Annotated in this window: 11 protein-coding genes; 3 read left to right on the top strand and 8 right to left on the bottom strand. The window is 67.8% G+C overall.

Features of this window, described 5'->3' with window-relative positions:
* Positions 1-3: 3 nt before the first annotated feature.
* Positions 4-1,434, bottom strand: a complete 1,431-nt coding sequence (gltX, locus tag U1708_RS05355) for a glutamate--tRNA ligase (RefSeq protein WP_443029952.1) — start codon at positions 1,432-1,434, stop codon at positions 4-6.
* Positions 1,435-1,524: 90 nt separating this feature from the next.
* On the opposite strand from gltX, the gene U1708_RS05350 reads away from it, so the two are divergent.
* Positions 1,525-3,690 (top strand): ComEC/Rec2 family competence protein, encoded by a 2,166-nt coding sequence (locus U1708_RS05350; RefSeq protein ID WP_332743447.1) that lies wholly within the window; start codon positions 1,525-1,527, stop codon positions 3,688-3,690.
* Here U1708_RS05350 and lexA read toward each other — a convergent pair.
* Both lexA and U1708_RS05340 read right to left on the bottom strand, forming a co-directional pair.
* On the bottom strand, positions 3,681-4,355 hold the full coding sequence (gene lexA / locus U1708_RS05345) for a transcriptional repressor LexA (RefSeq protein WP_248520978.1): 675 nt from the start codon (positions 4,353-4,355) through the stop codon (positions 3,681-3,683). The genes U1708_RS05350 and lexA overlap by 10 nt on opposite strands.
* A 68-nt stretch (positions 4,356-4,423) precedes the next feature.
* Positions 4,424-5,605, bottom strand: coding sequence for a molybdopterin molybdotransferase MoeA (locus tag U1708_RS05340; RefSeq protein ID WP_332743443.1), 1,182 nt, complete (start codon positions 5,603-5,605; stop codon positions 4,424-4,426).
* Positions 5,606-6,137: 532 nt separating this feature from the next.
* Between U1708_RS05340 and U1708_RS05335 the strand changes: the two genes are divergently transcribed.
* Positions 6,138-6,878: an energy transducer TonB gene (locus tag U1708_RS05335; RefSeq protein ID WP_332743442.1), complete on the top strand. Its 741-nt coding sequence runs from the start codon at positions 6,138-6,140 to the stop codon at positions 6,876-6,878.
* 91 nt (positions 6,879-6,969) lie between these two features.
* Here U1708_RS05335 and moaC read toward each other — a convergent pair whose 3' ends face one another.
* From moaC to U1708_RS05315, 4 genes are read right to left on the bottom strand one after another with little or no spacing between them, the layout of a single operon-like run.
* Complete coding sequence (moaC, locus tag U1708_RS05330; protein ID WP_332743441.1) at positions 6,970-7,437, bottom strand: cyclic pyranopterin monophosphate synthase MoaC; 468 nt, start codon at positions 7,435-7,437, stop codon at positions 6,970-6,972.
* A complete protein-coding gene (trpC, locus tag U1708_RS05325) occupies positions 7,434-8,225 on the bottom strand; it encodes an indole-3-glycerol phosphate synthase TrpC (protein WP_332743439.1) in 792 nt (263 codons plus the stop codon). The genes moaC and trpC overlap by 4 nt, the downstream gene beginning before the upstream one ends.
* A 1-nt stretch (position 8,226) precedes the next feature.
* Positions 8,227-9,207, bottom strand: coding sequence for an anthranilate phosphoribosyltransferase (gene trpD, locus U1708_RS05320; RefSeq protein ID WP_332743438.1), 981 nt, complete (start codon positions 9,205-9,207; stop codon positions 8,227-8,229).
* Complete coding sequence (locus tag U1708_RS05315; RefSeq protein ID WP_332743437.1) at positions 9,204-9,887, bottom strand: anthranilate synthase component II; 684 nt, start codon at positions 9,885-9,887, stop codon at positions 9,204-9,206. The genes trpD and U1708_RS05315 overlap by 4 nt, the downstream gene beginning before the upstream one ends.
* 238 nt (positions 9,888-10,125) lie before the next feature.
* Between U1708_RS05315 and U1708_RS05310 the strand changes: the two genes are divergently transcribed.
* Positions 10,126-10,530 (top strand): hypothetical protein, encoded by a 405-nt coding sequence (locus U1708_RS05310; protein WP_307085597.1) that lies wholly within the window; start codon positions 10,126-10,128, stop codon positions 10,528-10,530.
* Between the two features lie 84 nt (positions 10,531-10,614).
* On the opposite strand, the gene trpE is transcribed toward U1708_RS05310, so the two are convergent.
* Complete coding sequence (trpE, locus tag U1708_RS05305; RefSeq protein WP_332743435.1) at positions 10,615-12,108, bottom strand: anthranilate synthase component I; 1,494 nt, start codon at positions 12,106-12,108, stop codon at positions 10,615-10,617.
* Position 12,109 lies beyond the last annotated feature (1 nt).

Genomic DNA, 12,109 nt, shown 5'->3' with positions numbered 1-12,109 from the left:
TTATCAGCTAGCCATTCGGTCGGCGATCCGACCGAGGCTCTCGTCGCGCCCGAGCAGGTCGAGCACATCGAATATTCCCGGTGACGTCTTGCGTCCCGTCAGCGCGGCGCGAAGCGGCTGTGCGACCTGACCGAGTTTGACCCCTCGGGCTTCGGCCACGCGCCGTACCGCGCCTTCGAGCGCTTCCGTATCCCACTTGTCGAGCGCGTCAAGTTCAGCATGCGCATTCGCCAAAATCGCACTCGCTTCACCCTGCAAAAGGCTCGCCGCGGCGTCATCCATCGCCAAAGGGCGCTGGCTGAACAGGAAATTCGACCCTTCGGCTAACTCGTTCAGGTTTGCGGCACGTGGCTTCAGGACGGGCATCGCGCGAGCCAGAAGCTGTAATCCGCCATCCGGCAATTGATGACCGAGTCGGTCGGCGGCCAGCTGTGCGAGGCGCGCGTCGTCAGCCTCGCGGATATAATGCCCGTTGAGGTTCTCGAGCTTCTTCAAGTCAAAGCGCGAGGGCGATTTGCCAACGCCCGACAGGTCGAACCACTCGACCGCCTGCTCGCGGCTGATGATCTCGTCGTCGCCGTGACCCCAGCCGAGCCGGAGCAGGTAATTGTCGAACGCTTCGGGCAGAATGCCCATCTCGTCGCGGTACGCCTCGATACCGACCGCGCCGTGACGCTTCGACAGCTTGGCTCCGTCCGGGCCGTGGATCAGCGGAATGTGCGCGTAAATCGGTTCGGGCCAGCCCATTGCGCGGTAGATTGGCAACTGGCGGAACGCGTTGTTGAGATGATCGTCGCCGCGGATGACGTGCGTGACGCCCATGTCGTGATCGTCGACGACGACCGCGAGCATATAAGTGGGCGTGCCGTCCGAACGGAGCAGGACGAGGTCGTCAATCTCTTCGTTCTTGACCGTAACTGCGCCCTGTACGCGGTCCTCGATCGTGACGGCGCCCTCCTGCGGCGCGCGCAGGCGGACGACATGCGGAAGATCGGGGGCCTCGCTCGCCGGACGATCGCGCCAAGGGCTGCGAATGCGAAGCGGCTTCTTCGCGGCCTGCGCCTCGGCACGCATCGCGGCGATCTCGTCGTTGGTCATGTAGCAGCGATAGGCGTGGCCGTTCGCGACCATCTCGTGCGCGACCTGCGCGTGGCGTTCGGCGCCGGCGAACTGCATGACGACGTCGCCGTCCCAGTCGAGCCCGAGCCAGCGCATCCCGTCGATGATCGCGTCGATCGCCGGCTGGGTCGAGCGGACCCGGTCGGTATCCTCGATCCGCAATAGGAACTTACCCCCGTTCGCCTTTGCGAACAGCCAGTTGAACAGCGCGGTGCGCGCGCCGCCGAGATGCAGGAACCCCGTCGGCGACGGAGCGAAACGGGTAACCACGGGTGCGGCCGGATTGGCGGTGCCCGTATCAGATATTGCGCCCAACCGCGGGTGCTCCCAGACTGATGAAACAATGGAGAAACGATGGCCATGACAGCCGTCGCCGCCCCTAGCATGCGTCCTTGGCGGCGACAAATGGGCGTGCCGCGATGGGGGGCTATCGTCGGGCTGGCCGTGGAGCGCTGGCTGGAGGCAGAGCGCGACCAGCTGGTGTTGTGGCTGCCGGTGATGCTGGGCGGCGGGATCGCTTTGTGGTTCGCGTTGCCGGACCCGGCGGCGTGGTGCGTCGCGGTGCTGCTGTTGGTCGCAGGCGGGTTGGCATGTCTGGCCGTGGGGCAGGGCGGGCGTGCGGCGCGCGCGCTGGCGATCGGGTTGCTGACGGCGGCGCTGGGGCTCGGGTTGATCTGGGCGCGGTCGGAATGGGTGGCGCGGCCGGTTCTGGGCGGTCCGACGATCGCAATTTTCTCGGCGAAGGTCGAGGCGATCGAGCCACTGGTGGCGCGGAAGCTGGTGCGGCTGACGGTATTGCCGGTGGGGAAGGGGGTGGAGACCGGCGGGCAGCCGGTCGCCTTGCCGTACCGCGTCCGCGTCAATCTGGCGGAAGCGGATGCGCCGAAGCTGCTGGGGACGGGGGCGGTCATCCAGTTGCGAGCACGGCTGATGCCACCGCCGCTCCCCGCGGTGCCGGGCGCCTACGACTTCGCGCGCGTCGCATGGTTCGGCGGGATCGGTGCGACCGGGCGTGGCTTCGCACCGGTGGTCGTGACAAGGCCGAGCGAATCGGGGGCCGGCATCCGCGTCGCGCTGTCGCACCATATTGTATCGCGGCTGGATGGCAGCGCGGGCGGAATCGCCGCAGCGCTTGCGACCGGCGACGTCGGCGCGATCAGCGAGGAGGATTCGGAGGCGATGCGTCGGGCGGGTCTCGCGCATTTGCTGTCGGTGAGCGGATTGCACATCACTGCGGCGGTGGCGGCGACAATGCTGATCGTGTTGCGTCTGCTGGCGCTCAGTCCGTGGCTGGCCTTGCACGCGCGACTGCCGGTGATTGCCGCGTTGGCGGGTGCGGCGGCAGCTATCGGCTATACGTTGCTGACTGGCAGCCAGGTTCCGACGATCCGGTCCTGCGTCGCGGCGCTGCTCGTGCTGGCGGCGCTGGCGATGGGGCGCGAGGCGATGACGTTGCGGCTCGTCGCGGCGGGGGCGGCGTGCGTCATGCTGGTGTTGCCCGAATCGGCGGCGGGGCCGAGCTTCCAACTGTCGTTCGCGGCGATCACCGCGATCATGGCGCTGCACGAACATCCGGTGATCCGCGCGTTCTTCGGGCCGCATGACGAGGGGCGAGGGCGCAAGCTGGCGCGGGGCGTCGCGTCGTTGTTGCTGACGGGGCTGCTGGTCGAATTCGCGCTGATGCCGATCGCGGTGTATCATTTCCACAAGGCCGGGCTGTACGGGGCGTTCGCCAACATCGTCGCGATTCCGTTGACGACATTCGTCGTGATGCCGTTGGAAGCGCTCGCGTTGCTGCTCGACGCCGGCGGCTTGGGCGCGCCGATCTGGTGGCTGGTGCAGCGCTCGCTCGATGTGCTTTTGTGGCTTGCACATATCGTCGCTGGCGCCCCCGGTTCGGTGCGGTCCTTGCCGGCGATGCCGACGGCGGCGTTTGCGCTGATGGTCGTTGGAGGGATTTGGATTGCATTGTGGCGGACGCGGTTGCGGCGATTGGGACTGCTGCCGCTGGTGGCCGGAGCGATCTGGGCGCTGACGACGCCGGCGCCTGACGTTCTCGTTACGGGTGACGGTCGCCATGTTGCGGTGCGGACGGCGGCGGGGTTGGCTATGCTGCGTGATCGGGCTGGGGACTATACGCGGGACATGCTCGCCGAGAATGGCGGGGTGGATGGCGAGCCGCTGTTGCTCGCGGATCAGCTCGACGCTCGATGTAGTCATGATCTATGCGTCACCGATATCGCCGCTCGGGGAAGGATGTGGCGGATCCTCGCGACCCGCAGCGCTTATATGGTGCCGATCGGCGAACTGATCGCCGCCTGTCGCAGCGCTGACGTCGTGGTCAGCGAACGCGGTCTGCCGAAACGTTGCGTGCCTCGGTGGCTGAAGCTGGATCGCCGCGTTCTGCGACGGACGGGCGGGGTCGCGCTGACCTTGAGGACGGGGACGGTCGTAACGATACTGAATGCGGGCGATCGCCATTCCTGGCGCGATCCGCCTGTTCTTGAGCGTGCCGCGCGCTCGTTCAGTTCGCGGCACGCTCGGCTCCGCGATGGAGCGGTTCAGTCGTAGCGGCGGAGGATGCCGGAGAGTTTGCCTTGGACGCGAACCTGCGCGGGGGCGTAGCGTTGGGGGTCGTAGGCGCGGTTGGCCGGGTCGAGGCGGACCATGGCGCCTTCGCGGCGGAAGTATTTCAGGGTGGCTTCGCTGTCTTCGATCAGCGCGACCACGATCTCGCCGTCTCGGGCGGTCTCGGTGCGGCGGATCAGCGCGTAGTCACCGTCGAGGATGCCGGCTTCGACCATCGAATCGCCGGAGACTTCGAGCGCGTAGTGTTCGCCGGTGCCGAGCAGCGCGGCGGGGACGGCTAGCATCGTGCTGCCTTCGAACGCCTCGATAGGGACGCCGGCGGCGATGCGGCCATGGAGGGGTATCTCGATGACGTCGTTGGCCGGTTGTGGCGTGGCGGCGGTGGGGGCCGCCTTGACGTTCGACGCCTTCGACGGCGCCTTTTTCTCCGCACGCTCCGGCATGCGCAGCACTTCGAGCGCGCGCGCGCGGTTCGGCAGGCGGCGGATGAAGTTGCGCTCCTCGAGCGCGCTGATCAGACGGTGGACGCCTGACTTCGACTTGAGGTCGAGCGCATCCTTCATCTCCTCGAACGACGGCGAGACGCCGGTTTCGTTGAGGCGATCGTTGATGAAGCAGACGAGTTCGTGCTGCTTGCGCGTGAGCATGGCGGTTCTCCGTCCGGAACAGACTGGGAACTTCTATGGAACATAATTAACGCCGTCAAGCGTCCGTATCACGCGATAACGAGGATTTCCGCCGATTCGCCTGTCCGTGCCACCGGCGCATTGCCGGCGCGGACGATCAGGCAGGTCGAGCGGGCGAGCGTGAGGAGCATCGAGCTGTCCTGGATCGTCGAGGCATAGGCCTTGCCGTCGCGCAGTTCGGCGCGGAGATAGTCGGTGCGGGCATTGTTGGCGGGGAGGTCTTCGCCGAGCAGCGCGTGGGTCGACTGGGGGAGCGGGTCGCGCGCACCGGCCATGTGCGCGACGACCGGCTTCACGAACAGCGTTGCGGTGACGAACGCGGATACCGGGTTGCCGGGGAGACCGAGCACCATCATCTCGCCGATCCGGCCAGCCATCATCGGCTTGCCGGGGCGCAGTGCGATCCGCCAGAAATCGATGGAGCCGCCGGCCGCCTCGATTGCGGGGCGGACCAGGTCGTGGTCGCCGACCGAGGCGCCGCCTGTGGTGACCAGCAGGTCGGCCTGGACGCTGGCAAAGGCCTCGCGCAGGACTTCGAGATTGTCGGGAAGGATGCCGAGGTCGACGATGTCCACGGGCATGTCGGCGAGCATTGCCGCCAACATGATGCCGTTTGATTCGGGCAGTGCGACGCCGTCGGTCGTCGAGCCGGGGGGGACGAGTTCGTCGCCGGTGGCGGCAACGGCGACGCGGACGCGGCGGTTGACGGTGAGGCTGCCGTGGCCGCCGGTCGCGGCGACGGCGATGCGCGCGGGGCTGAGGCGGTCGCCGGCGGCGATCAGGCGGGTGCCGGTCGAGAAGTCGAGGCCTTTGCGGCGGGTGTTGCGGCCGAATGTCGGCGGACCTTCGCCGGCTAGGATCAGCGTTGCGCCGTCCCGTTCGGCTTCTTCCTGGACCATGACGGTGTCGGCGCCGTCGGGCACCGCGGCGCCGGTGAAGATGCGGGTGGCCTGGCCAGGGGCGACTTTGCCGGTGAAGGGGCGGCCGGCGGCGCTTTCGCCGATGACTTTCCAGGGGCCGGGGAGGTCTTCGAAGCGGATCGCATAGCCGTCCATCGCCGAGAGGTCGGCGGCGGGCTGCGTGCGGCGGGCGAGGATGTCCTCTGCGGCCCAGCGGCCGGCGGCTTCGCGTAAAGCCACAGCCTCACTGCCGACGCGGGGGGCCATGGCGAAGAGGCGGGTCTGGGCTTCGGCGACGGGGACTAGGGTCATGCGTAAGACTCTGTTTTCGGGCGTTTCTGAAAAGTGAAGTATAGGAAGTATAGACGCTGGGAGCAGTTTGGCGGTTTGCGCCTTGGGGCGGTTTCGTATGGGGGAAGCGCAGGGTGCGTGGGTATGTTCCGTGCTTTGCCATGGGTCTGGTGTGTAGGACAGGTGTTGTTGGGTTAGCGGGTGTGGGGTGCGGGCCCGCTAGGGGCGTTGGTGGCTCGGCGAGCGAGCAGTCTGGCTCGATCGATATCATACGTTAGTTACCGCCTCCTTGTTCTCCCGCGAAGGCGGGAGTCCAGTCTGGGTCCCCGCCTTCGCGGGAGAACAAGTGTTGGGCGGACGTCGCTCGTTATTGCCTCGGCTTTCCCAACTGGGCCCCGGCCTTCGCCGGGGTGGTATTTTATTTGGGTGGGCGGCGCGCTTCTTCTGCGATGACGGATGTGGGTTGGTCCGTGATCGGGTCCTCTGGGTGCTCGGCCAGCGCGCGTTCATGGCGCGCGGGGCTTTGTTTGGAGGAAAGAGACACCAGATCAGCATGATGACACGCTATACGCCTCGGGCGAAAGACAGGATCGGGGCGGCGGTGGGTGCGGTGCTGCTGCCGGGGATGCTTGGTTATGCGCTGCTGTCGGGGCTGGTGGTGACGATGCCGGCGGCGGTTACCGATGCGTTGAAGGTGTTCGATGCTGCGCCGCCTCCGCCACCGCCGCCCGAGGAGAAGGTCAGGCCTCGGCCGTCGCCTAGCCGTAAGCCCGAGGGGGCTGCGTCGCCGCCTAATCTGAAGTCGAAGGCTACCGAGGTGGTGGCGCCGCCGCCGATCGTGCCGATCGTCGTGCCCCCGCCTGTCGTGGTGGCGGAGAAGGCTGGGGTGGGGGCGGAGGCGACTTCGGGGGCTTCGAACGTTCGCGGGCCGGGGACCGGGAGTGGCGGGATCGGTAATGGGACCGGGAGCGGGGGGTATGGCGATGGCGACGGCGGTGGGGGTGAGGAAACACCACCGGAGTGGCGCAGCGGGCGGTTGCGGGACTCGGATTATCCGCGCGAGGCCGCCGAGACGGGGATCCGGGGGCGGGTGTTCGTGCGGTATCTGGTTCAGACCAATGGGCGGGTGTCGCGGTGCCGGGTGACGCGGTCTAGCGGGAGCCGGGTGCTGGATGATCTCACGTGCCGGCTGATCGAGCAGCGGTTTCGGTATGACCCTTCGCTGGATGCGGCGGGGCGACCGGTGGAGTCTACCATCGTGGAGAGTCACGACTGGTCTATGGATGGGGATTGAGGGGCTTTAGCCGAGCGCGCTTTGCTTGGCTTGCCCTCACCCTTCGCCGCCTTCGGCGTCTCTCCCTCTCCCCTCTAGGGAGAGGGTTTTTTTACGCGGTCCAGTTGCCGGATTTGCCGCCGCTCTTTGCTCGGACGCGGATGTCTGAGAGGACCATTGTTTTGTCGATGGCCTTGGCCATGTCGTAAATCGTGAGGAGCGTGACCGTTGCGGCAGTGAGCGCTTCCATTTCGACGCCGGTCTTGCCTTCGGTCGAGGCGGTGGCGGTGGCGGTTACGCCGGTTTCGTCGACGACGAGGTCGATCTCGACCTTGGTCAGCGGGAGCGGGTGGCATAGCGGGATCAGGTCGCTGGTGCGCTTGGCGGCCATGATGCCGGCGACGCGCGCGACGGCCAGGACGTCGCCCTTTTTCGCGGTGCCGGCGCCGATCGCCGCGGCGGCCTCGGTGGACATGGTGATGCGGCCGGAGGCGACGGCTTCGCGCGCGGTGACCGCCTTGCCGCCGACGTCGACCATGCGAGCCGCGCCGGCTTCGTCGATGTGGGTGAGGCCGGTCATCCGACGAGAGCGCGCGTTGCGGCTTCGACGTCGTCCTGGCGCATGAGCGCTTCGCCGATCAGGAAGCAGCGGATGTCGTGCTCGGCCATCGCGTCGAGTTCCGCGCGGGTCGTGAGGCCGCTCTCGGCGACGAAGGTGCAGTCCTTGGGCGCTTTGCCGACGAGGTCGTAGGTGCGCTGGAAGTCGACGGTGAAGTCGCGCAGGTCGCGGTTGTTGACGCCGATCAGCCGCGACTTGAGCCGCAGCGCGCGCTCCATCTCGTGCGCGTCATGGACCTCGACCAGCACGTCCATCCCGCATTCGAGCGCGGAGGCCTCGATCTCGGCCATCTGGATGTCGTCGAGCGCGGCGACGATGATCAGGATGCAGTCGGCGCCGATCGCGCGTGCCTCGGTCGACTGCCACGGGTCGACCATGAAATCCTTCCGCAGGACCGGGATCGAGACTGCGTCTCGGGCGGCGGTCAGGTATGCGTCGGAGCCCTGGAACCACTTTTCGTCGGTCAGCACGGACAGGCACGCGGCGCCCCCGGCTTCATAGGCGCGGGCGTGGGCGACGGGGTCGAAGTCGGCTCGGATCAGGCCTTTCGAGGGGCTGGCCTTCTTGACCTCGGCGACCAGCGCGTAGCCGGTCTTGGCGTCCCCCTTTTTCGCATCGAGTGCGGCGCGGAAGCCGCGTGGTTTCGACATGCGGGCGATGCCGGCGTCGATATCGGCGAGCGACGTCGTGGCTTTACGCGCAGCGACTTCGGCGCGCTTGGTCTCGAGGATACGGTCGAGCATGGTCATGTCAGTAGGCGATCCAGCGGGCGAGCAGCGCGTCGGCGCTGCCGGTGTCGAGGGCGGCGGCGGCTTGCGCGGCGCCTTCGACGAGAGTGGGGACGGTGCCGGCGACCATCAAGGCGGCGGCGGCGTTGAGCAGGACGGCGTCGCGGTAGGGTCCCGCCTCGCCCTTGAGCAGGCGGCGGAGCGCGTCGGCGTTGTGCGCCGCGTCGCCGCCGCGGATGTCGGTGATGGCGTGGCGGGTGAGGCCGGCGTCTTCGGGCGTGATCCTGGGGGGAAGCGCGACGCTGCCGACCGAGGCGACGATGCTGGGCCCGGCGCCCGAGATTTCGTCGAGGCCCTCTTCGCCCGAGACGACGAGCGCGGCTTCGGTGCCGAGTTGCTCCAGCGCGTCGGCGTAGAGCGCGACGTAATCGGGGCGGGCGATGCCGATCAGCTGGCGGGTGGTGCCGGCCGGGTTGGCGAGCGGGCCCATCAGGTTGAAGATCGTTCGCTTTCCGATGCGCTGGCGGATCGGGGTGATGCGCTTCATCGCCGGGTGATGATTGGCGGCGAACAGGAAGGCGATGCCGATCTCGTTGAGGCTCGCCTCCGCGGTGGCGCCGGCGCGGTCCATGTCGAGGCCGAGGACTTCGAGCGTGTCGGCGGCGCCGGCCTTGCTGGAGGCGGCGCGGTTGCCGTGCTTGGCGACGGGGACGCCGGTCGCCGCGACGACTAGCGCGACGGCGGTCGAGACGTTCAAGGTGTGGTGGCCGTCGCCGCCGGTGCCGCAGACGTCGATCGCGCCGGCGGGGGCGTTGATCGGTATCATCCGGTTGCGGAGTGCGCGCGCGGCTTCGGCGATCTCGATGCTGGTTTCGCCGCGGGTGGCGAGATCGGTGAGGAAGGTGGCGATCGCGTCGTCGCTGGCGCGTGCGTCGAGTATGTCGGCGAACGCTTCTCGGGCGGATTCGCGCGAGAGGGGGGAGGTCGGGTCTGGGAGGTTCATATTCCCCTTCCGCTTGCGGGAGGGGGCAGGGGAGGGGCTTTCTTTCCAGCAGACGTCGTGCGTGCGGCGCTGCCCTCCCCCGACCCCTCCCGCAGGCGGGAGGGGAGTACGTGGGGGATGTCGGCCATCTTCAGGAAGTTGGCGAGCATCTCGTGGCCGTGTTCGGTCGCGATGCTCTCGGGGTGGAACTGGACGCCGTGGATCGGCAGCGTCTTGTGGCGGAAGCCCATCACCGTGCCGTCCTCTGCGGTCGCGTTCACCACCAGCGTCTCCGGCACCGCGTTGACGATCAGCGAGTGATAGCGCGTGGCGATGAAGGGGGAGGGCAAACCGGCGTAGAGCCCGGTGTCGTCGTGAAGAACCGGCGAGGTCTTGCCGTGCATGAGCCCCCCGCGCTCGACCTTGCCGCCGAAATGCTGGCCGATCGCCTGATGGCCGAGGCAGACGCCGAGCAACGGCTTGCCGGCATCCGCGCAGGCGGCGACGAGGTCGAGGCTGACGCCCGCCTCGGTCGGCGTGCAGGGGCCGGGGGAAATGAGGAACGCGTCCGCGCCCGACGACAGAGCCTGCCCGGCGGAGATCGCATCGTTGCGGACGACCTCCACCTCGACACCCAGCTCCATCAGGTAATGGACGAGGTTCCAGGTGAAGCTGTCGTAATTGTCGACGACGAGGATCATGGCGCCGCCATAGCCTAAGCGGGGCGGGGCGCAACATGCCGCTGCAACTTGCCCCCTCAAGTCGGCGGTGCGCGAATGTTACGCTGATCGATGACGTTGCGACGGACTGCCCCGATTTCGCCACGTGGCAGTCGCGGATCGGCGGGGTCGTTCCTATATCCATTCTGCAGGCGGCGCATCATTCGGCGCGGAGCAAATGCCGCGGGACGGACGTTATCCGTTCAAAGGAGCTTAACCGATGTTTCGTACCGTCGTCCTCGCTGCACTGATCGCACTCCCCGGCATGGCCTATGCCCAGGACGCGCAGGTCGACACGCCGCCGCAGCGTATCCGCAGTGTGACGCTGACGGGCGGGCAGGCATGCCCGAAGTCGACCGCGGGTGAAGTGGTGGTGTGCTCGACGCTCGATCAGCCGTATCGCATTCCGAAATCGCTGCGCGAGGACAAGCCGATCGCGGCGCAGAACCAGAGCTGGGTGAACCGCGCGGCGTCGATGGACCAGATCGGCCGCGTCGCAGGCGGGTTGCCGGATACGTGTTCGGCGGTCGGCACCGGTGGCCAGTCGGGCTGCTTCCTTGCACGCAACAACGCTTATGCAGCGGAACGTCGGGCTCCGGCGAGCGAGACTGATACGACGCCGTAAGGGAACAGAAAATCTTGTTCTCCCGCGAAGGCGGGAGTCCAGTCTGGGTCTCCGCCTTCGCGGGGAAACAGTCCGTCTAATGAATTACTGACCGAAGCCTGGCGCTTTCGCCCTGCTCACCGCCTCGCGGGCGGCGGCGAGGATAGCGCCGGCCTTGGCTTCGCACTCGCGCTGTTCGTATTCGGGGATGCTGTCGGCGACGATGCCGGCGCCGGCCTGGACGTGGATCGTGCCGTCCTTCACCACCGCGGTCCTCAGCACGATGCACGAGTCCATCGAGCCGTCGAGCGAGAAATAGCCCACCCCGCCGGCGTACGCGCCGCGGCGTTCGGGTTCCAGTTCGGCGATGATCTGGCAGGCGCGAACCTTTGGTGCGCCGCTGACGGTACCGGCGGGGAAGCCCGCGAACAGCGCGTCGAGTGCGTCCTTGTCGGGGGAGAGCTTTCCGACGACGTTCGAGACGATGTGCATGACGTGGCTGTAGAACTCGACGCCGTAGCTGGCGGTCACCTTCACCGAGCCCGGCGACGCGGCACGGCCGACGTCGTTACGGCCGAGGTCGAGCAGCATCAGGTGTTCCGCGCGCTCCTTCGGGTCGGCGAGCAGGCTGACGCGGTTCGCCTCGTCCTCGGCGGCGGTCTTGCCGCGCGGGCGGGTGCCGGCGATCGGGCGGATCGTCACTTCGTCGTCGCGGACGCGGACGAGAATCTCGGGGCTCGAGCCGATCAGCGCGAAGCCGGGGAGGTCGAGATGATAGAGGAACGGCGATGGGTTGACGCGCCGTAGCGAGCGGTAGAGCTCGAACGGGGGTAGCGCGAACGGCGTGCTGAAGCGCTGGGCGAGCACCACCTGGAAGATGTCGCCGGCGAGGATATAGTCCTTCGCGGTGGCGACCATCTCGCCGTAGCGGCCTTCGGGTAGTGCGGGCGTGTAGACAGGCTCGGCGACGTCGGCGCGGATCGGTGCGGGGACAGGCGTGCTGGCGAGCTTGGCCGCGACCGCGTCAAGACGCTCTTCGGCTTCGGTCACGATCGCGTCGGCATCACGCGCAGGATCCGGCCACGCCGGCGCGACGAGGTACAGCGCATCGGTCAGGCGATCGAACACGAGCACGACGGTCGGTCGCACGAAGATCATGTCCGGCAGGCCGAGCGGATCGACCGGCGGCTGCGGCAGGTCCTCGACCAGCCCGATCGTCTCATAGCCGAAATAGCCGACGAGGCAGGCGAGCGCGCGCGGCAGCTCGGCAGGCACGTCCGCACGGCACTCGGCTACCAGCATCCGCAACGCGTCCAGGGTCGGCACCGGGCACGGCTCGAACGTATCGCGATCGGTCGCCCAATGGCGGTTGATCTCGGCGCTGTGGCCGTGCGCGCGGAACAGCAGGTCGGGGGCGAGGCCGATCAGGCTGTGGCGACCGCGGGTTTCTCCGCCCTCGACCGATTCGAGCAGGAAGTCGCCACGCCCCGGCTCGATAAGCTTCAGCGCGGCCGCGACCGGCGTTTCGGTGTCGGCGACCTGACGACGCCAGACGAGCGCCGGGCGCCCCTCGGCCAAGGCTTCCCGCGCGCTCGTCATA

Origin of the sequence: Sphingomonas arabinosi, assembly GCF_036663715.1 — a bacterium.
Classification (GTDB): Bacteria; Pseudomonadota; Alphaproteobacteria; order Sphingomonadales; family Sphingomonadaceae; genus Sphingomonas.
This window is presented reverse-complemented; position numbering and strand designations above follow the sequence as displayed.

Excerpts from the sequence above, each read along its gene's own strand:
- U1708_RS05315 (WP_332743437.1), bottom strand. The coding sequence starts at position 9,887 with ATGATCCTCGTCGTCGACAATTACGACAGCTTCACCTGGAACCTCGTC.
- trpD (WP_332743438.1), bottom strand. The coding sequence starts at position 9,207 with ATGAACCTCCCAGACCCGACCTCCCCCCTCTCGCGCGAATCCGCCCGA.
- U1708_RS05350 (WP_332743447.1), top strand. The coding sequence starts at position 1,525 with ATGGGCGTGCCGCGATGGGGGGCTATCGTCGGGCTGGCCGTGGAGCGC.
- moaC (WP_332743441.1), bottom strand. The coding sequence starts at position 7,437 with ATGACCGGCCTCACCCACATCGACGAAGCCGGCGCGGCTCGCATGGTC.
- U1708_RS05335 (WP_332743442.1), top strand. The coding sequence starts at position 6,138 with ATGATGACACGCTATACGCCTCGGGCGAAAGACAGGATCGGGGCGGCG.
- U1708_RS05340 (WP_332743443.1), bottom strand. The coding sequence starts at position 5,605 with ATGACCCTAGTCCCCGTCGCCGAAGCCCAGACCCGCCTCTTCGCCATG.
- trpC (WP_332743439.1), bottom strand. The coding sequence starts at position 8,225 with ATGACCATGCTCGACCGTATCCTCGAGACCAAGCGCGCCGAAGTCGCT.
- lexA (WP_248520978.1), bottom strand. The coding sequence starts at position 4,355 with ATGCTCACGCGCAAGCAGCACGAACTCGTCTGCTTCATCAACGATCGC.
- trpE (WP_332743435.1), bottom strand. The coding sequence starts at position 12,108 with ATGACGAGCGCGCGGGAAGCCTTGGCCGAGGGGCGCCCGGCGCTCGTC.
- U1708_RS05310 (WP_307085597.1), top strand. The coding sequence starts at position 10,126 with ATGTTTCGTACCGTCGTCCTCGCTGCACTGATCGCACTCCCCGGCATG.